This is a genomic window from Lactobacillus sp. XV31L (assembly GCF_059900865.1).
Genome location: NZ_JBWXGC010000003.1, coordinates 151774 through 171927, shown reverse-complemented (window position 1 = coordinate 171927; position 20154 = coordinate 151774). Strand labels below are relative to the sequence as shown.

The window sequence follows — 20154 nt, the reverse complement described above, 5'->3', positions numbered from 1 at the left end:
ACAAAAAATGAAGCAGATTGATACGTATCAAAATAAAAATATATTGATTTTAGGCCTGGGCAAAAGCGGCTTTGCAGTGAGCAAGTTGCTTCTTAAGCTTGGGGCTAAGCTAACTTTGAACGATCAGGCTGATTTAAGTAAAAATGACCGGGCGCAAGAACTGACCACGATGGGGGTGCGGGTAATTGGCGGCAGTCACCCAGTTGACCTGCTGGGCCAAGAACATTTTGACTATCTGGTCAAAAATCCTGGTATTCCATACGAAAATCCTATGGTCAAACGTGCACAAGAACTAAAGATACCTATTATTACTGAACCTGAGATTGCTTTGAGTGTTAGCAGTGCGCCCTATGTCTGCGTGACTGGGTCAAACGGCAAGACTACAACAGTAATGCTGACCCAACAAATTTTAGAGCACCATCTGGCGCCAATGGGTCACCACGCCTATGCGGTAGGCAATATTGGCGTCCCAATTTCCGAAGTTGTAGTGGAGGCCACTGAAGAGGATGTCTTAGTGGTTGAAATCTCCAGCTTCCAACTTCTAGGTGTAACCGATATTGATCCGGTAGCAGCAGCAATAATTGATATTTACCCCAACGTACATTTGGACTACCACAAGACTTTTGCCAATTATGTGGAGGCCAAGCTGAACGTTACGCGTTTCCAGTCGCCGGGCCACTACTTTCTGGCCAACTACGACCAAAAAGACATTTTAAGGCAGGAAAAAGCAGCCAGCAAAGCGCATATCTTGACCTTCTCAGAATTTGCTGCTGATGCGGACTACTTCATTGCTGATGGTTTTTTGCAGAACCAAAAGGAAAAAATCATTCAAACCAGCGCTATGAAGCTTCCAGGCTTGCATAACCAACAGAATGCACTGGTTGCTAGTGCATTGGCTCAGTTGCTAGGAGCCAGCACAACAGACATTAAGGCAGTTTTAACCACTTTTTCTGGGGCTAAACACCGTCTGCAATATGTGATGACTTTGGATGGCCGCAAAGTTTATAACGATTCTAAATCGACCAATATTGAGGCGGCCTCGGTAGCAATTCCCTCCTTTACTGAGCCTGAAGTGCTGATTGCAGGTGGCCTTGATCGTGGCTTTAACTTTGATCCGCTAGTGCCAATATTAAAGGAGCATGTGAAGGCAGTCGTTCTCTACGGGCAAACTCGTTACTTGTTGGCTGACGCTGCACGCAAGGCTGGCATTAAGCAGATTGTAATTGAAAATACTTTGCAAGCGGCTGTGCCCAAGGCCTATGAACTGACTCAACCTGGCGATGTTTTGCTATTTTCCCCGGCTTGTGCTTCATGGGATCAGTTTAGAACCTTTGAGGAGCGCGGGGACTACTTTGTGAACTTTATTAAGGAATTGAAGACGAAATAAAATGAAAGTTATTTTTACTGGTGGCGGAACTGGTGGCCACATTTACCCGATCATGGCTATTATCAAGCAGTTGAAGCAACGGGGCTTAGCTACAGATGATGAAATTCTCTTTGTGGGCACGAAGAAGGGACTAGAGGCTAAGATAGTTCCAGCTGCTGGTGTTAATTTTAAAACAATTGAAATACAGGGCTTTACCCGCAAGCACCTGCTGGATAATTTCACCACCATTAACATGTTTATCAAAGCAGTCAAACGGTCTAAGAAAATCATCAGTGATTTTAAGCCTGATGTGGTTGTTGGAACTGGCGGTTATGTTAGCGGCGCCATTGTCTATGCGGCTGCCAAAATGGGCATTCCAACGATGATTCACGAGTCCAATTCGGTGGTTGGCGTTGCCAATAAGTTCCTGGGCCACTATGTTGACAAAATCTGCTACACGTTCGATGAAGCTGCCAAGCAGTTTACAGAAAAGAAAAAACTGATAAAGACCGGCAATCCGCGGTCCCAGCAGGTCCTGAACCTTTCTTCAGCCAGCTTAAACTTGCAAAGCAAGTGGGGACTGAACGCTAACATTCCCACTGTTTTGGTCTTTGGCGGATCCCGCGGAGCGCTGGCTATTAATCGGATAATGCTCCAGTCCTTGACCAAGTTCAAGAAGAAACCCTACCAAATTATTTGGGTAACAGGGACCTATTACTATCAAAAAATTGACCAAAAACTAGCAGGGATTGACTACGGCGAAAATGTCAAAGTTCTGTCCTATGTCAAGGATATGCCAGCGTTGTTGCCCAAGGTAACTTGTGTGGTGGCGCGCTCTGGGGCAACCAGTATTGCTGAATTTACTGCACTAGGGGTGCCTGCAATTTTAGTTCCTAGTCCCAATGTCACGCACAACCATCAAATGAAGAATGCACTTGATCTAGAAAAGGCTGGTGCCGCAACAGTAATTGCTGAAGGCGACTTGAATCCCAACAACTTTATTTCTTCAATTGACCATATCTTGCTTGATAGCAAGTATGCCGATGAAATGAGTGCGGCTTCCAAAAAGTTGGGCGTTCCTGATGCCGCAGACCAGGTAATTAGCGTAATGGAAAAAATCGCTAAGTAAAAGCAAGAAGGAGGTGAGACAGTTGCCTAAAAAACCAATAACGAAGATTGATCCTAATAAAAAACTAGCAAGTTATCTGAACTATCAATCTAGTCAGAGCAAGGGCAAGCATCAAAAAGTCTCTGCCTCATTATCAAAGCTGCATGGCGAGCGCAGGTCAGCCCTAATCAAGCGCCTGGGCTTGATTGTTACTATTTCGCTAGTTGCTCTTGCCTTTTTGGGCTATTATATTTCACCACTGGCCAATGTTGCCAGTATCAAGGTTGAAGGGGCAAATGATTTGCCCCCCAAAGAAGTAGTCCAGACTTCTGGGATTAAAGCCAAGGACAAGGTGGTTGACTATATAATTAATTCTAGAAGCGTCAACCGCAGATTGACTGGCAAATACAGTGAAATTAAGAATGTAGCCGTCAGTGTTAACCACTTTAACCAGTTAGTGTTAAGGATTAACGAATATCCTGCAATTGGCTATATCAAACAGGAAAATGGCTATTGCAAGATATTGGCTAGTGGCAAACTGGGTACGCAATTATTGCCTTGGAATAAAATAAGTCCTGAAAAGCCCGTATTTGTAGGTTATAATCATGTGGTCTCCCTGAAAAAAAGCTTGCAGTTATTTAATAGCTTGCCCAGCAGTTTTCAAAGTGAAATTAAGTTGCTAAGTGGCAATACTCGCCGTAAATCACAGGTTATCTTTTTGATGAAAGATGGTAACGTGGTTATTGGCAATTTTTCCACCGTGAAGAGCAGGTTAAAGTATTATGACGAAATAAAGGCAAAAGCCAAAAAGAATAGTTTAGTGGATCTGGAAGTAGGGGCATATAGTAGGCCACTTACTCCGAGTGAAAAACGTACTTATGGCTTAAAATAAGCTAAAATTATGCATCTTTTATGCTTTTTTATATTTCTTTTATGTTAAAATTTTTAGAAGAAGAGTATCAATGGGGGTTTATTTTGGACAATAAAAATCTTTTAGTGGGATTGGATATAGGTACCACTAGCATTAAGGCTGTTGTGGCAGATAGTGGCAAAGTAATTGGCGCTGTTGCAGTCCCTAATCGGGGCATGCGGCACGGCAACATTGTTGACATCGATGAAACAGCTGATGCCATTAACCGCGCATTGAAAGAAATCGTCAAGAAGATTGACGCAAAGATTTACCGGGTTGTAACAGGTATTCCAGTAGGAATGCTGCAACTGGAAACAGCAGGTGACTTGATAAATGTTAGTGATAACGGTCAAGAAGTTGGCAATAATGACGTCAGACGAGTTGTCCGGGCAGCAGTTAAGTCTGCTGTTAAGGGTGAACGTGAGCCTATTGCGTTTTTGCCTAGTCGGTTCCTTATTGATGGCAAAACTGAAGTTGATGATCCCCGCAAAATGATTGCCCATTCCCTGGCGGTACAAGGAATCATGTTAACGGCCCCAACTAGCGCATTGCATAACATCAAAAAGGCAGTGGAGCGAGCAGGCTACCAAAACAACTTCTTTGTCCCTACCCCGCTGGCAATTGCCAGTGTTGCCTTGACTGAAAGCGAACGTACCTTTGGTTCAATTATTGTTGACTCTGGTGGCGGTATGACCACGGCTACAGTAATTCATAATGGACAGATCAAGTATGCCAACATTGATTTTGAGGGTGGCAGCGACATTAGTAAAGATATTTCCGTTGTCCTTAGTACCTCCAAAAAAGATGCAGAACAAATCAAGCTTGATTATGGGTATGCTGACCCGGTTTTGGCCTCAAGCAGAAACAAGTTTGCCGTCAACAGCGTTGGCGCAAGTGGCCAGCAGATGGTCGATGAAGTTTATTTAAGTCGAATTGTCAATGCCCGTATAATGCAGACTATTAGCAGAATTGAGAAGGGGTTGGCTAAGAATGATGCACTAAAATTGCCGGGTGGTATTGTTATCACTGGGGGCAACAGCTTGCTCCAAGGCTTTGATAATCTCATTGCTGATACTCTGAAAGTTAAAACCCGTATTTACCAGCCTGACCAAATTGGGATGCGTAACCCAGTATATTCAGCTGCTTACGGCATAGTTAATTATGCCTATAAAATGTCGGATATTGATTTTTTGGTCATTAGTGCAATTTATGGCGATGATAAAATAATTCAAACAGAAGAACCGGTCCATAAAGTTACTAAAAATTCGAAAAGACCTGTAAGTGGTAATGAAACAAAAGCAAAAGAAGAATATAATAGAAATGAGTTGTTAAGACGAGGAAAAAGCTCGCAAGATAAATCAAAAAAAGTTAAACAGAATAAAGAAAAGGGCATTAAGAATTTTTTGAAAAAATTCTTTGATTAAAGGTGGTTAGTTAAATGGATTTTACATTCGATTCGGATGAGAATAAGAATGCTGTCATCAAAGTAATTGGTGTCGGCGGCGCAGGTGGCAACGCTGTTAATAGAATGATTGATGATGGTGTGCAGGGTGTATCTTTTGTGGCCGCTAACACAGATGTACAGGCGCTTAACAGCAATAAGGCAGAAACCAAGATTCAACTTGGACCTAAGCTGACCAGGGGTCTTGGAGCGGGCTCGCATCCTGAAGTGGGTCAAAAGGCCGCTGAAGAAAGCGAACAGACGATTGAAGACGCACTTAAGGGTGCAGATATGATCTTTATCACTGCCGGTATGGGCGGCGGTACTGGTACTGGTGCTGCACCAGTTGTGGCTAAGACAGCTCGTGAAACAGGTGCGCTGACGGTTGGCGTTGTGACTCGTCCATTTACGTTTGAGGGACCGAAGCGGTCTAAAAACGCAGCGGAAGGTATTGCCGAGTTGAAGCAGTACGTGGACACACTGGTGATTATCGCCAATAATCGTCTGCTAGAAATGGTTGATAAGAAGACTCCGATGATGGAAGCTTTTAAAGAAGCTGATAACGTGTTGAAGCAGGGTGTTCAAGGTATTTCAGACCTGATTACCTCGACTGACTATGTTAACTTGGACTTTGCTGATGTAAAGACGGTAATGGCCAACCAAGGCGCTGCTTTGATGGGGATAGGTCGTGCAAGTGGTGAAAACCGGACAGTTGAGGCTACCAAGCTGGCCATCTCGTCTCCACTTCTGGAAGTTTCAATTGATGGGGCCAGACAAGTTTTGCTCAATATTACCGGTGGACCAGACCTTACCTTGTTTGAGGCTCAGGATGCTTCTGAGATTGTTTCAAAAGCAGCTGGCGATGATGTGAACATCATTTTCGGTACCTCAATCAACCCTAACCTAGGTGATGAAGTTGTTGTGACTGTAATTGCTACTGGAATCAGTCCGCAGGCTGAAGAAGAAGCTTCAAAGCAACTGCCAGGTCGCAGCCACCAACTTAAGGCTAAAGCAAACGACCAAGTCCAAGGGGTGGGTGAACAGACCCAAGCAGCTCCAGCTGAAAAGCTTGATAGTCAAAAAGAAGCTCAGGATGCACCTAAGCACAAGTCAATGGTTGATCCAACTAGTGTTTGGGGCTTGGACAACGATGATGATACGCGGCGGACAACGCCTGCTAACTTTGAAGCAGATGAGCGGCAGAGCTTGTTTGACGATGATGACCAGGGTAGTATTTCGCAAATTGAAACCAGTGCCATGGACGGTGATGATACTGAAGATATCCCCTTCTTTAGACACCGCGGTGAAAACTAACAGGAGGCAAATGTAATGGCTTTTAGTAAAATAGGTAAGTTTTTCGGTGTTTCAGATGATGATGAAATGTTAGATGGCGAAGAATATCTGGATGACCAAAGAATTGAGGACGAAGACGGCGTTCCTGCTAGTGGTGTTGACCATGACAAGGTAGTCTCGATTAAGGCCGGAATGAACTCTGCTAAAAGCAAGATTGTTCTTTATGAGCCGCGTGTTTACTCTGATGCTAAGGATGTTGCTCAGAACTTGTTGAACAACAAGGCAGTGATCATTAACTTCAGCCGAATGGAAGATACTTCGGCCAGACGAATTGTTGATTTCATTACCGGTACTGTATACGCTCTTAATGGCGAAATTCAACGCATCGGTGACCGGATTTTCTTGGCTACCCCGCCTAAATTTGTTACCAATGGCAAGATTAGTGACCTAGTTGATAAGAAGGATAACCTAAGTTAATGCTACAAATAATTTACAATGTCCTTTCGGTTATCAGTTGGATAATTTGGAGTTATGGCATCATTATGGTGCTTGATGCCATTATGAGCTGGGTGCCATTCTTGCGCGATTCTGCTGTAGGCCAGATCATGGATCGCATAATTAATCCTTATCTGAATATTTTTCGCAAGGGCCCGATTGAGCGCTTATCGAATTCAATTGGCTTAGATCTTTCCTTTCTCATTGGCTTGATGCTGCTATATTTTGTGCAGGATTATGTCCTTGGGTGGATTGGCAATATCTTGTTCAGGATCTTTGCATAATAATATAGAATATTTAAAAACCAGTTCAAATGCGAACTGGTTTTTAAATATGGCTAATTTCGGCCTATGGCTTGGCCCTTGACCAATGTACTTGTGATACAATTGTAAGCAAGAAGTAAGTTGAATTTTGGTGAAAGCATGTGAAGATAGAAGATATTGACAAACGTCGCAAGTATGCAAAAAATGCACTGTATAAAGACAGTCAAGAGGACATTAAAACGGTAGACCAGATGGCTGGTTTCCTAAATAATGTAGCTTACCAGCATGACGCAATTCTAACGGACTTCTTAGATCCAGGTCAGCGCGGTATCCTCAAAATGCTTGCTGGAAATGATGCTTTTGTGCAAGAGTTTGGCGGGTATGCCAATGCTGAAAAAAAGCGGGTATACTTGTCAGAAGATTGGGTTGATTGCTCAGTAAATGATTATTTGGTCACTGCATGTGCTATTGAATACCCCGCCAAGTTTGCACACTTGACCCATAGCGCGATTCTGGGTAGTTTTGCCAATAGTGGAGTTACAACAACCACCTTTGGCGATATTATTACTGATGGCAAGGGGCATTGGCAATCCTTTATTAAAAGCGAATTAGTAGATTTTTATCAAGAAGAAGTCAAGCGAATTGGCCACACGCAAGTAAAGCTCAAGCCTATTGGGCTGAAAGACGTACTGACAGCCCAGGATGACAGTGTGACTATAACAATAGTTGCCGCTTCTTTGAGGTTAGATACAGTTCTGGCTGAGGTAAGCAGGCAAAGTCGGCGTCACGTTAAAGAAGCAGTTGCGAATAATTTAGTTAAATTAAATTGGCACAACGTGCAAGATTCTAATATAATAGTAAAGGTAGAAGACGTTCTGAGTTTGAGATATTTTGGCAGATGTCAGATTATGGCAATCAGGACAACTAAAAAAGGCAAGTATAAGGTGGTGCTGAAACTTTGGCAGACAAAGAAGAACAAAAGAAACGGCTAACTCCAATGGAAATCCATAACAAGGAGTTTAAGAAGCGGGGACTGAGCGGCTATGATCGCCATGAAGTTGACAGCTTTTTGGACCAGATTGTTAATGACTACGGAGATGTAATGGACCAGAATTCTGACTTAAAAAATGAAGTGGTTCAATTAAACAGTCGAGTTAGTGACTTACAGGGGCAAGTTGATAAGTATCAGCAAACCGGGCAGACAGTGCAAGAGATGGTTGACCAAGCAAAAGCACGGGCACAAAAAATTGTTAACGATGCTACTGTTCAAGCCAACACAGTTACTGCGCAAGCAAGGGCTGACGCAGACTATCAACGCCAGCAGCTGGAAACAATCAAGACCGACTATGATCACGTTAAGGAGGAAGTTGCGGGTTACCGTAGCTATATTCAAGAACTGTTGCAGCAGGTTATTAAGCAGTTGAATGATGATAGGTGGCAGAAGGCCCTTGACCATTACTTTGGGACTGAACGCTTTTATCCGCCAGATGGCGCTGAGCCCATTACCTTAGTTGATGATGACGAAGATCTGGATATTGATGAGCCTGATGATGACGCAGAAGTTGACAACCAAGGCGAAGATGAAGTAGACTTTGATGATGAAGATGATGAAGAACCACAACCAATCGAAGGTGACAGCCCAAGTATTGAAGTGGTTAACCAGCAGGATGAAAGTCCAGCTAATAATGCGGGTACAACCATCATTTTCCCAGATGATTATAAGAACCATAATTGATAAACTGACAGTAAAACTGACAGGCAACTTAAGCGAATTAGCGGTGGTGAGAGGCTAGTACCAGCGCCTGACGGTTGATCAGCTGTTATAAAATAGTTTATTGCGTCAATTGCACGATACGCAATCTTTAAGTGGAGCTTAACGGCTCAATTTAGGTGGTACCACGATTTAAACCTCGCCCTAAGATTAGGACGAGGTTTTTTGACAGGAAGGAATAAATAATGAAAGTTAAAGATACGCTTAATTTGGGTAAGACCAAATTCAAGATGCGGGGCAATCTCCCCGTTCGCGAAGCTCAATGGGAAAAAGAGTGGGACGAAAACAAGTTATACGAACAACGGCTTAAGCTGAATGAGGGCAAGCCCCGCTTTGACTTGCACGACGGCCCACCCTTTGCTAATGGCAACATTCACATGGGCCATGCCTTAAACAAGATTTCTAAGGATATAATTGTCCGTTACAAAAATATGAGCGGCAATTATGCACCCTTTGTTCCCGGTTGGGATACGCACGGTTTGCCGATTGAGCAACAACTTGCTAAGAAGGGCATTGACCGCAAGAAGATGAGTCGGGCAGAATACCGGCAGCTTTGTGCAGATTTTGCTCAAAAAGAAATCAAGAAACAGATGGCAGACTTCAAGCGTCTGGGGGTAATGGCAGATTGGGATCACCCCTACATTACTCTGCAGCCTGAATATGAAGCAGAAGAAATTCGCCTGTTTGGTCGCATGTTTGAGCAAGGCTATATCTACAAGGGCAAAAAACCGGTTTATTGGTCGCCATCGAGTGAATCTACTCTGGCTGAGGCTGAGGTTGAATACCATGATGTGAAGTCACCATCGATTTATATTGCTTTTCCAGTCAAAGACGGCAAGGGCAAGCTAGATGCTGCCAATACATACTTCCTGATTTGGACTACTACGCCCTGGACCATTCCTGCTAACCAAGGAATTACCGTTAATCCGGCCTTTGACTACTCAGTGGTTAAAGTAGGAGACAAGCGGTATGTAGTTGGGACAGACCGCTTGTCAGCAGTTGCTGAAGACTTGGGTTGGACTAATTATGAAGTGGTGCAGCACTTGCGGGGTAGTGACATGGACCGGATGCTTGCCCAGCATCCACTGTATGATCAAGACTCATTATTGATGAATGCCATGCATGTTACTGCTAGTGATGGTACGGGACTGGTTCATACAGCTTCTGGCTTTGGTGAAGACGACTATAATGTTGCCCAAAAGTATGGCTTGCCAGTCTTTAGTCCAATGGACAACAAGGGCTGCTTTACTGCAGAAGTTCCTGATCCTGACTTAGTAGGCTTGTTCTATAATGATGCCAACAAAGTAGTAAGTGACAAACTTAAAGCATCAGGCAACTTGCTCAAGTTAAGCTTCTTTACCCACTCGTATCCACACGATTGGCGGACTAAGAAACCAGTCATTTACCGTGCAACAACCCAGTGGTTTGCGTCAATTGAAAAATGCCGCAAGCAGATTCTGGAGCAAATTAACCAAGTCAATTTTATTCCTTCTTGGGGCAAAGTTCGTTTATACAACATGATCAAGGACCGCGGCGACTGGGTAATCTCACGTCAGCGAGCTTGGGGCGTACCGCTGCCAATTTTTTATGCAGAAGATGGCACTCCAATTGTCACCCCGGAAACGATCGAGCATATTGCGCAAATCTTTGCCAAGGAAGGGTCTAATGCCTGGTACAAGCGTAGTGCCCAGGACCTATTGCCAGAGGGCTTCACTTCTGAGCATTCACCGAATGGCAAGTTCACCAAGGAAACTAATATTTTGGATGTCTGGTTTGATTCTGGGTCTTCGCACCAAGCTGTGATGGCCAAGCGCCCTAACCTAAACTTTCCTGCTGACTTGTACCTTGAAGGCAGCGACCAGTACCGTGGCTGGTTCAACTCAAGTTTAATCACTTCTGTTGCAACTACGGGCAAGGCGCCATACCGGGGCATATTGTCACAAGGCTTTGTCTTGGATGCTAATGGCCACAAGATGTCTAAGTCATTAGGCAATGTAATAGCACCAGGCGATGTTATCAAACAGATGGGGGCAGAAATCATTCGCTTGTGGGTTGCTTCAGTTGATGCAACGTCTGATGTTGCTGTTTCCCAAGATATTTTGCGGCAGACTTCAGAAAGCTACCGCAAGATCAGGAACACCTTCCGCTATATGCTGGCCAATACCAGCGACTTTGATCCAAGGCAAAACCGGGTCGAGTATGAAAAGCTTAACTCAATTGACCAATACATTGAGGTTCGCTTGAATGACCTAGTTAAGACCTGTTTGAAGAGTTATGAGCAGTATGACTTTAACACGGTTTACAAAAAGGTGTTTGCCTTTATTGCCAATGACTTGTCCGCCTTTTACTTGGACTTTGCCAAGGATGTCTTGTACATTGAAAGCACTGATAGCCACACTAGACGTTCTATGCAAACGGTGATCTATGATGCTGCAGTGAAGATTGCCAAGGTACTGACCCCAATTTTTCCTCACACAATGGAGGAAATTTGGTCGTTCTTGAAGGAAAAGGAAGACTACATCCAACTTGCAGAGATGCCAGTGGTCGAAGAATATGCCAATCATGAACAATTATTGGACAATTGGAAGCTCTTTATGAAGATGCGCGATGATGTCCTCAAGGTCTTGGAAGAAGCCCGTGACCAGAAACTGATCGGCAAGTCCTTTGAAGCTGCTTTAACCATCTATCCAGTTGCAGAAACAAGGGCAATGCTAGATGAACTGGATGCAGACTTTAGGCAGATTTTGATTGTGTCGAAGTTGACAATTGCAGATGGCGAAGCTCCAACAAGTGCTAGCCAACTAGCAACCGGCTCCTTTGTAGTTGAACGAGCTCAAGGCCAGGTTTGTCCGCGTTGCCGGATGATTAGGACCGATATTGGGGCTGACCAAAAGTTGCCATTGCTTTGTGGACGCTGTGCTGCCATTGTTGAAGAGAGCTATCCAGAAGCAGTGCAAGAGGGGCTTGAAGAATAATGCGTTTAGGAACAGTGAAGCAATTTGATCAAAACAGTAGTTTTGGTTTTATTGAAGATGATCAAAACCATAAATCGTACTTCGTTTTTTATACGGCGATTAAAGAAGAGGGCTACCGCCGTCTTCAAGTGGGTCAGAAAGTTAAGTACCAGCTCGCCCAGGGTAAAAATGGCTTGCAGTGCGTAAATGTGTACTTAGCTAATTTACAAGGAAGTGAATAATGGATTTAACGGAAACTGAAATTTCTTCAAAGCAGATTTTTTCGGGGCGGATTGTTGATCTTGCCGTTAGGACAGTCAAGCTGCCCAATAGCGAGACTGCATCGCGCGAAGTGGTCAAGCACCAGCCTGCTGCTGCCGCAATTGCAGTAAATCAGAAGCAGGAAATGCTGCTGGTTGAGCAGTGGCGTGAACCGATTAAGGCATTAACTCTGGAAATTCCAGCTGGCTTGATTGATGAAACCGACGCTAGTCCGCTCGATGCGATGAAGCGGGAACTAAACGAAGAAGGCGGCTACCGCGCGGACTATTGGGAAAAGATTACTGAATTTTATTCCTCGCCTGGTTTTACTGATGAAAAGCTGTATCTGTTTTATTGTGACACGTTGACCAAGTTAACTGACAAACGGCCGCTTGATTCCGATGAATTTTTAACCAGTCACTGGTATAATTTAGAGGAACTAAAGAAACTTTCCGCACAAGGAAAAATAGTTGACGCCAAAACTCTGTATGCGATGAGCGTATGGGAAAACATGTTGTTGACTGGTGCCGACGTAGAGGAATAACATGACTGAGAAACGATCTGACTACCGCAAAAAAATCAAACAAAAAAAGGGCAAGAGCTTCTTTAAGACAATTAAGTCAGCCTTTGATGATAGTGACGAAGAGGTTGATGTTAACCCTGACTTCACGCGCGACGAGGCTGATCAAGACCTGGGCGATGAGCGCAAGCAGGGGCAAAAAGAGCAGCCGCGACATTCGCGGCGCTTTCAGCCTGGTGCGGCGAAAACACAGGCAAGCAGCGACAAGGCGCTTAGATTGAAAAAAAAGCTAAACCGGGCTATTTTAGTTGTGGCGGTTTTGATTGTCTTGGTATTAGTTGCGTTATTTCACTTATAGAGATGGTTGGGAGAAAAAATGAAGATAGCAATTATTGTCCCCATGGAAATTGAGGCGGCATATTATCACAAGTATTTTCGCTCAGGCACCAAGGAAATGTTCGGATCGACTGTATTCGAGCATTTTTGCGTTAATGGCAATGACGTATACTTGGGCCTTAGTGGAATCGGCAAGGTGCAAGCGGCCATGAACCTGGCCAGCCTGCTCACCAAAATAGATATTGATCTGGTATTCATGACAGGAACTGCGGGTTCCCTTCAGGCAGACGTTCATAAGGGCGACTTGGTCTTAGCTGAATCTTTTGCATACCATGATGCCCATAACACGCTGGCTGGCGACTATGTGGAAGGGCAGATACCTGGTGAACCAGCTGTGTTTGACCTGGCTTCATCATGTCGCAGCAAGTTTGCCCACTACTTGAAAGAGCAAGATATTGCCTACCAAGAAGGTCTTGTGGTTACCGGTGACTCCTTCATTGGGTCAAACCAGCAAAAAGAAATTATTAAGCAAAACTTCCCGACTGCTTTGGGTGTTGAAATGGAAGGGGCAGCCTTTGCGCAAGTTGCTGCTCACTTTAACAAGCCCCTAGTCGCAATGCGAGCAATTTCTGATAATGGTGACCAAGACGCAGGCGAGGACTTTGACCTCTTTGCCCAAAAGGTGGGCGCAAAGGCAGCTAAATTGCTCTGCACTTATTTGGAGAAGATGATATAAATGACACAAGTATACTTGGACAATGCGGCAACAACGCCAATGGCGCCAAGAGTTATTGATGTTATTACAGAAGAAATGAAGAATGACTTTGGCAATGCTTCTAGTACATATGAATTGGGCCGCAAGGCGCGTCATACGGTTGACCAGGCCCGGGCTCAGATAGCAGCTGCGCTTAATGCAAAGCCTGGTGAGATTATTTTTACGTCTGGTGGTTCCGAAAGCAATAACATGGCGATCCTAGGAACAGCCCATAGCCGAAGGCAGATAGGCAAAAGGATCATCACGACCAAGATTGAGCATCCTTCTGTCTTGGAGCCGATGAAGCAGTTGGAGCGCGAGGGGTATGAGGTTATCTATTTGGACGTTGATCAAAACGGTCAGGTCGACCTTGCTGAGCTTAAAGAGCTGCTGACGCCGGACACTATCTTGGTTTCAATAATGGCAGTCAACAATGAGTTGGGCACAATCAATCCACTGAGCGCAATTGGTGCAGTTGTGGCAGATAGCAACGCCTACTTTCATGTTGATGGCGTCCAGGGCCTAGGCAATATTGACCTGGATGTAGATCAGATGAAGATCGATCTCTTGTCAACATCTGCGCACAAGGTAAATGGTCCCAAGTTTTTAGGCTTTTTGTATGTACGGTCGACAATTGCGCTGCCGCCACTAGTTAGGGGCGGAGAGCAGGAGACCAAGCGGCGAGCTGGCACTGAAAACGTGCCTGGGATTGCAGGCTTTGGTGAAGCAATCAAGGAACTTGCTGTAATTGACAAGGATGAGCTACAGGCCAAGTACAAGCACTTTCAAGATCTCATTCTGACAGAACTTGCTGGTCGGGATATTGAATATCAAATCAATGGCGGGGTGGGTGACCACTTTTCCCACCATGTGTTAAATTTGCGGATTGCAAATGTACCGACTACGGTCTTGCAGGCTAACCTGGACTTGTCTGGTTTTGCTGTTTCAGGCGGTTCGGCCTGCACGGCAGGGTCACTGGAGCCGTCGCATGTACTAGTTGCATGCTACGGCAGCGCTTCGCCGCGGGTGGATGAATCGATTCGTATTTCTTTTGGTCGCTTTACGACAAGTGAAGAAGTGCAGGCTTTTGCCCAGCAGTTGAGCAAGATTGCGCAAAAAGTACAGCAAAAGAAAGAATAGTTGCTTTTTTTAGCAAAAGCTCTTATTATTTGTAAGCGAGGTAAAATTATGGCAAACACAGTTGTAATTAATGGTGATAACCGCAAGTTCACGCTCAGTCCTGAGCTCAAACTCTATGCACTGATTGACGCCGGTTTTGTTAAGACCGCCAAGGGCAATTATAATTATGAGCACCCGCTCTATAATGACTCGCCCTATAATGCGCCAACCAAGTTAAAGTTGACGATTGATAAGGATTTGACGCGGGTAACGATGGTTGTGACTGACCGCAATGGTCTTAAAAAGGTGAATATCTTTAAGAATAAGCAGTTGGCTGCAACAGTGGAACTCTTAAACTATATTCTCAAGGACCTGGAAGAGCGTAAGATTATTGTTGCTGTAAAGGATTGATTAAATTGGCAAAGAAGACCAGGGTAGTTGTAGGCATGAGTGGGGGAGTTGATTCTTCCGTTTCAGCCTTACTTTTAAAAGAACAGGGCTATGATGTCATTGGCGTCTTCATGAAAAATTGGGATGATACAGATGATGCGGGTGTATGTACTGCAACTGAAGATTATGAAGATGTCAAACGGGTGGCTGACCAGATTGGCATTCCCTACTATTCAATCAACTTCGAAAAGGAGTATTGGCACCGCGTCTTTGAGTACTTTTTGGATGAATACAAGAAGGGCAGAACGCCTAATCCAGATGTGATGTGCAATAGCCAGATTAAGTTTAAGTCCTTTTTGGAGTTTGCTTTGAATCTGGATGCTGACTACATTGCAATGGGCCACTATGCCAAGACAGTAACTGATAAGAATGGTATTGCCCACATGATGCGGCCAAAGGATGGCAACAAGGACCAGACTTACTTCTTGAGTCAACTTTCCCAAGAGCAGATTAGCCGGGTCATCTTTCCCTTGGCTAATTTGACCAAGCCGCAGGTGCGTGAGATTGCAATCAAGAGTGGTTTAGCAACAGCCAAGAAGAAGGATTCAACCGGTATCTGCTTTATTGGTGAGCGTAACTTTCGCAAGTTCTTGAGTGAGTTTCTGCCTGCTAAATCCGGTCAGATGGTGACCCCAGAGGGTAAGGTTGTAGGTGAGCACGCAGGCCTGATGTACTACACGATTGGTCAGCGTTCAGGCTTAGGCCTTGGATCAACCAAGGAGTCAACTGCACCTTGGTTTGTTGTGGGCAAGGACTTGAAGAAGAACGAGCTGATCGTTGAGCAAGGCTATGATAGTGACTTGCTGTATGCAACAAGTCTTGAGGCCAGCGACATGTCCTTCTTTACGGGCAAGCCGCAGCGTGACTTTAACTTGCATTGTACAGCTAAGTTCCGTTACCGTCAGGCCGATGTGGGTGTGACGGTGCACTACCATGCTGAAAGCAATACGGCCACGGTTTATTTTGACGAACCTGCCCGCGCGGTGACACCAGGCCAGTCATTAGTCCTCTATAATGGGGAAGAGTGCCTGGGTGGGGGCAACATTGACAGTGCTGCTCAGAATGAACACCAGCTGCAGCTGGTTTAATTAAAGCAAGATAGCAATTTAGAGCCTTTTACCAGGCTCTTTTTTTGTGCAGAAAAGCCAATCACTTAACACGCTGCCGCAAACAGGCCAAGACCAGCATTCAAGTGCTGCCTACCTGGCACTTGGCAGCATAATGTTGATGGGTGCTCTTGTTGGGGCAATTATTAGCCGCAAGAAGAAGAACTAACCAGTAAAAATTTATCAAAGCTAATAAAAAGGGGAAAAGCCACAGGTATTTTCCCTTTTTGCATGGGCAAGTTTTTTCTTTTAGCGCGATTAAATGATAAACTAGAAAAGAAATAATGGAAAAGAGATAGGTTGTTAATGCAGATTTATTTTGTTAGGCACGGCAAGACTGAGTGGAATTTGAAAAGACGCTTTCAAGGTGCACACGGCACTTCACCGCTTTTGGCTCAAAGTCTTCTTGATATTAATAAGCTGGGGACCTACTTGAAGGGAACTGACTTTAGGGCTTTTTATTCCAGCCCCTTAGAGCGAGCACGAAGGACTGCACAAGGTCTCCAAAAAAGCATGGACGTGCGCCAGGCACTGCATCTAGATGACCGGCTGCGTGAATTTGACTTAGGCAAGATGGAAGGACGCACATTTGATCAAGCGCAAGCCCTCTATCCCCACCAAGTCTATGATATGTGGCACCGACCTGACTTGTATGATGGCCATGCTATTGGCGGGGAAGATTATTCCGACGTAATTGCGCGAGGACGCCAATTTGCGTGTGCAGCAGCCCGAAAATACCCGGACAAAGAGGACAAGGTCTTAGTTGTGAGCCATGGCGCCGCCTTAAGTGCGATTATGGGTGGACTATTGGCTTATCCTCTTAAAGACATCCGCCATAATGGTGGACTCAGCAATACTAGCCTAACTATTTTAGAAACAAGTGACCGGGGTGCGAGTTTTAAGCTACTGGTTTGGAATAAGACCGACTTTTTGGGAAGAAAGATGGAAGGAACAGATTCATTGTGAATGATGAGCAAAAAAAGACTGAAAATACGGCTCAGATTAACCGCAAGGTGCATCAACTGGTTGCGCGAATCGATTCTGATCCACATAACCCAGAAAATTACTTGAAATTGGCCACACTGCTTCTTGAAGAAGGCAGCTTTGACCAGGCCAGTCAGCTGCTGGAAAGGGCCAAGCAATTGGTGCCACATCCCCAAGACTTAGACTATGACTTAGCTGTCTGCTACTACATGCAAGGCAACTTTGAAAAGTCGCTGGCCTTGCTTGAGCAAATCCCCAATGATGACTTGGTTCTCTACCAAAAGGCATTAGTCTTTTTCAAGATAGGTCAAAGCCAAAAGTCGCTGGCCTATGCCTTAACTATTAAGCGGGTTGATAACAAGGTGCATGAACTGCTCGGCGACATCTGGTTGTCTTTGGGGGAATTAAAGCAGGCTGCGGCTTCATACCAAAGCATTGCACCTGGACAAAGGAGTGCCAAGGTCAACTTTATGCTGGGCATAAGCACATTGACTAGTGACCGCGACCAGGCCCTAGACTACCTCCACCAGTCTCAAGACCAAGATGCAGATTACTACCAGCAGGCCAAACAGCAATATGCGGCCGTTCTTAAACTAGTAAGCGATAAGGGTAAGGACAATGACTGAATTTGTGGGAAGAATCAACCGGGTTATTTTTGAAAATGACCAGGACTTGTACAAGATTATTGACGTGAGCATCATTGGCCAGTTAGAAGGCTATGACCGCGAAGAAATCAAGGTTACGGGCAATTTTGGCGACCTTCAAGCAGGCGGGACCTATCAGTTTGACGGGCGCTTGATTGTTCACAATAAGTTTGGCTTGCAATTCAAGTGCGAAAGCTACAAGCAGGCGCTGCCCCACGAAAAGGGCAGCTTGACGCGCTACCTAAGTTCGGACCAATTTCCTGGCATTGGCAAGAAGACGGCAGACAGCATTGTTGCTGTTTTAGGCGTTGATGCCTTGACGATATTAAAGGAAAATCCAGCCAAGGCAGCCACTTTGCCATTAAGCAGAAAACAAAAAGATAGTCTGCTCAACGGTGTTAATTCCATGGATTCATATTCAGAAATCGTCTTGCGTCTAGCTCAATTCGGCCTGAATAAGAAGGTGGCGGGCCGGCTCTACCAAATGTACCACGGCGAGACCTTGGCTAAGTTACAAGAAGACCCCTATGCTGCGATAGCCGACGTTGTTGGCTACGCCTTTAAGAGTGCCGATCAGATTGGCAATAAGCTTGGTTTTGAAATCGATGACGCAAGACGGATTAAGGGTGCAGTTTTTCAGGTTCTGCTTGATGAATTAAGTCAAAATGGCAATACCTTTGTCAAATTGGACCAATTGCTGACGGCAGCGGGTAAAATCTTGCAGTTTAACCAATTTGACCCAATTGCCAGCTGCGTTAACCAACTTCAACATGAGGGCAAGGTGGTAGTGGACGGGGAAAATGCCGCCTTGCAGAATATTTTTCAAACTGAAAATGATATTGCCTTGATGATGAAAGGTCTGGTCAATCGACAAGAAGATGCTGCCCCTTATACTGACCAAGCCGTTCAAAAAGCCATCCAAAAGGCCGAAACGCAGCTAAAGATTACTTATGATGAAACGCAAAAACAAGCGATTAAAAATGCCTTGACCAAGCCAATTTCTATCTTAACCGGGGGACCAGGAACGGGTAAAACAACCATTATCAACGGAATCTTGTTGGCATTGCGTGATTTGGCCGAAATTCCAGCTTCAGCGCTATATAGCACTGATCCACCATTCTTGTTAGCAGCACCAACGGGCCGAGCCGCTAAGAGAATGGAAGAAATCACAGGCATTACAGCCAAGACCATTCACCGCTTGTTGGGTCTTGGCATTGGCGAGAGCGCTGACAATGACCTCAACGAGCTGAACGGTGAGATCTTGATCATTGATGAGATGTCAATGGTGGACATGAACCTGTTTAAGCAACTTATTTCTAGCATTAACGAAACCAAGCACGTGGTCTTTGTAGGCGACAAGGACCAACTGCCTTCGGTGGGACCAGGCAATGTCTTCAGTGACTTGATTGCTGCTAGGGCCTTTGCAACTACTGTGCTCAAGCAAATTCACCGCCAAGGTGAAGATTCCAGCATTATTGCCCTAGCCCATGTTATTAACGAGGGGAAGGGAGCAGAGGCCTTGTTTAAAAAGACCAAAAACTACTCTTTCATTACTTGTCCGCCCCATGAAGTCGACCATGTGGTGAGCCAGATTGTTGAACGAGCTTTAAAGCGCGGCTTTGACCCCGATGATGTGCAGACTTTAGGTGCAATGTACCAGGGCGAAGGCGGAGTCACCAACCTCAACAATGTCATTCAAGAAATTATGAATCCGCCTAAGCCCAGCAGCAAGGCCCTTGAAGTTCACGATGAAACCTTCCGCATTGGTGACCGAATCCTGCAACTGCAGAACAATCCCGAAAAAGATATTTATAATGGCCAAATTGGCAAGATCCTGGCCATTGATGAAAAAGATTCCAAGCGTTGTATGACTGCTGACTTTGATGGGCGAGAAATCAGCTTTAGCAAGAAGGACCTCTTTGATTTGACCCGGGCTTATGCAATTACGATCCATAAGGCACAAGGGTCTGAATTCCCATTGGTTATCCTTAGCTTGACCATGCAAAACTATGTTATGCTCAAGCGCAACTTACTCTATACTGCAGTTACCAGGGCCGAGCAGAATTTGGTCTTGATTGGTGATCCACGCGCCTATGAAATGGCGCTGAACACGTCAGGCAATAACCGGCAGACGGGTTTAAGTGCCAAATTGTGCCAGCAATTAGAGATTGGTGAAGAAGATCAAGCAGACCAAGGCCCGAGTGTTGCCAACTCAAAGGCTGGTGCAGCAGTGGAAGATATTGGGCTTGACCTTGAAGCAACAGATGACAGGACAGGACAGGATTATGTTTTGACGCCGGAATTGATTTATTCAGGGAAGATTGACCCAATGATTGGGATGCAGAATGTTTACCTGCAGGCTCAGCCTTAAGGAGAAGC

General features: G+C 45.0%; 21 protein-coding genes. All 21 read left to right on the top strand.

The genetic code is table 11. The features are described 5' to 3' along the window. Positions 1 to 7 precede the first annotated feature (7 nt). Positions 8 to 1387 (top strand): UDP-N-acetylmuramoyl-L-alanine--D-glutamate ligase, encoded by a 1380-nt coding sequence (gene murD / locus AC2JF7_RS03345; RefSeq protein WP_500727100.1) that lies wholly within the window; start codon positions 8 to 10, stop codon positions 1385 to 1387. A 1-nt stretch (position 1388) separates the two neighbouring features. After that, positions 1389 to 2495, top strand: coding sequence for an undecaprenyldiphospho-muramoylpentapeptide beta-N-acetylglucosaminyltransferase (gene murG, locus AC2JF7_RS03340; protein WP_500727099.1), 1107 nt, complete (start codon positions 1389 to 1391; stop codon positions 2493 to 2495). Between the two features lie 22 nt (positions 2496 to 2517). Beyond that, complete coding sequence (locus tag AC2JF7_RS03335) at positions 2518 to 3366, top strand: cell division protein FtsQ/DivIB (RefSeq protein ID WP_500727097.1); 849 nt, start codon at positions 2518 to 2520, stop codon at positions 3364 to 3366. Between the two features lie 83 nt (positions 3367 to 3449). Further along, a complete protein-coding gene (gene ftsA, locus AC2JF7_RS03330; RefSeq protein WP_500727138.1) occupies positions 3450 to 4808 on the top strand; it encodes a cell division protein FtsA in 1359 nt (452 codons plus the stop codon). A gap of 14 nt (positions 4809 to 4822) precedes the next feature. Next, a complete protein-coding gene (gene ftsZ, locus AC2JF7_RS03325) occupies positions 4823 to 6139 on the top strand; it encodes a cell division protein FtsZ (protein ID WP_500727095.1) in 1317 nt (438 codons plus the stop codon). A gap of 15 nt (positions 6140 to 6154) precedes the next feature. Further along, a complete protein-coding gene (locus AC2JF7_RS03320) occupies positions 6155 to 6595 on the top strand; it encodes a cell division protein SepF (protein ID WP_500727093.1) in 441 nt (146 codons plus the stop codon). Beyond that, positions 6595 to 6897: a YggT family protein gene (locus AC2JF7_RS03315; protein WP_500727092.1), complete on the top strand. Its 303-nt coding sequence runs from the start codon at positions 6595 to 6597 to the stop codon at positions 6895 to 6897. Before AC2JF7_RS03320 ends, AC2JF7_RS03315 begins: the two co-directional genes overlap by 1 nt. A 146-nt stretch (positions 6898 to 7043) precedes the next feature. Continuing rightward, on the top strand, positions 7044 to 7868 hold the full coding sequence (locus AC2JF7_RS03310) for a YlmH family RNA-binding protein (RefSeq protein WP_500727136.1): 825 nt from the start codon (positions 7044 to 7046) through the stop codon (positions 7866 to 7868). Next, positions 7835 to 8611, top strand: a complete 777-nt coding sequence (locus AC2JF7_RS03305) for a DivIVA domain-containing protein (protein WP_500727089.1) — start codon at positions 7835 to 7837, stop codon at positions 8609 to 8611. Before AC2JF7_RS03310 ends, AC2JF7_RS03305 begins: the two co-directional genes overlap by 34 nt. Before the next feature lie 221 nt (positions 8612 to 8832). Continuing rightward, positions 8833 to 11622: an isoleucine--tRNA ligase gene (gene ileS, locus AC2JF7_RS03300; RefSeq protein WP_500727087.1), complete on the top strand. Its 2790-nt coding sequence runs from the start codon at positions 8833 to 8835 to the stop codon at positions 11620 to 11622. Further along, positions 11622 to 11843, top strand: a complete 222-nt coding sequence (locus tag AC2JF7_RS03295) for a cold-shock protein (protein WP_500727084.1) — start codon at positions 11622 to 11624, stop codon at positions 11841 to 11843. The genes ileS and AC2JF7_RS03295 overlap by 1 nt, the downstream gene beginning before the upstream one ends. Continuing rightward, on the top strand, positions 11843 to 12406 hold the full coding sequence (locus AC2JF7_RS03290) for an NUDIX hydrolase (protein ID WP_500727082.1): 564 nt from the start codon (positions 11843 to 11845) through the stop codon (positions 12404 to 12406). Before AC2JF7_RS03295 ends, AC2JF7_RS03290 begins: the two co-directional genes overlap by 1 nt. Before the next feature lies 1 nt (position 12407). Beyond that, the gene (locus tag AC2JF7_RS03285; protein ID WP_500727080.1) at positions 12408 to 12740 is read left to right on the top strand and encodes a hypothetical protein; all 333 of its coding nucleotides are present in this window, start codon (positions 12408 to 12410) and stop codon (positions 12738 to 12740) included. 18 nt (positions 12741 to 12758) lie between these two features. Then, positions 12759 to 13454 carry a 5'-methylthioadenosine/adenosylhomocysteine nucleosidase gene (locus AC2JF7_RS03280; protein WP_500727078.1) on the top strand — a complete coding sequence of 232 codons (696 nt, stop codon included), beginning with the start codon at positions 12759 to 12761 and terminating at the stop codon, positions 13452 to 13454. Further along, complete coding sequence (locus AC2JF7_RS03275) at positions 13455 to 14612, top strand: cysteine desulfurase family protein (protein WP_500727077.1); 1158 nt, start codon at positions 13455 to 13457, stop codon at positions 14610 to 14612. 48 nt (positions 14613 to 14660) lie between these two features. Further along, positions 14661 to 15002: a DUF1831 domain-containing protein gene (locus AC2JF7_RS03270; protein WP_500727075.1), complete on the top strand. Its 342-nt coding sequence runs from the start codon at positions 14661 to 14663 to the stop codon at positions 15000 to 15002. Positions 15003 to 15007: 5 nt separating this feature from the next. After that, positions 15008 to 16129, top strand: a complete 1122-nt coding sequence (gene mnmA / locus AC2JF7_RS03265) for a tRNA 2-thiouridine(34) synthase MnmA (RefSeq protein WP_500727073.1) — start codon at positions 15008 to 15010, stop codon at positions 16127 to 16129. 46 nt (positions 16130 to 16175) lie between these two features. Next, positions 16176 to 16316, top strand: a complete 141-nt coding sequence (locus AC2JF7_RS03260; RefSeq protein WP_500727070.1) for an LPXTG cell wall anchor domain-containing protein — start codon at positions 16176 to 16178, stop codon at positions 16314 to 16316. A 137-nt stretch (positions 16317 to 16453) separates the two neighbouring features. After that, entirely contained in the window at positions 16454 to 17113 is a 660-nt protein-coding gene (locus AC2JF7_RS03255) for a histidine phosphatase family protein (RefSeq protein ID WP_500727067.1), read from the top strand. After that, positions 17110 to 17757, top strand: a complete 648-nt coding sequence (locus AC2JF7_RS03250; protein ID WP_500727065.1) for a tetratricopeptide repeat protein — start codon at positions 17110 to 17112, stop codon at positions 17755 to 17757. Before AC2JF7_RS03255 ends, AC2JF7_RS03250 begins: the two co-directional genes overlap by 4 nt. Then, complete coding sequence (gene recD2 / locus AC2JF7_RS03245) at positions 17750 to 20146, top strand: SF1B family DNA helicase RecD2 (RefSeq protein WP_500727062.1); 2397 nt, start codon at positions 17750 to 17752, stop codon at positions 20144 to 20146. Before AC2JF7_RS03250 ends, recD2 begins: the two co-directional genes overlap by 8 nt. The last annotated feature ends 8 nt before the right edge of the window (positions 20147 to 20154 follow it).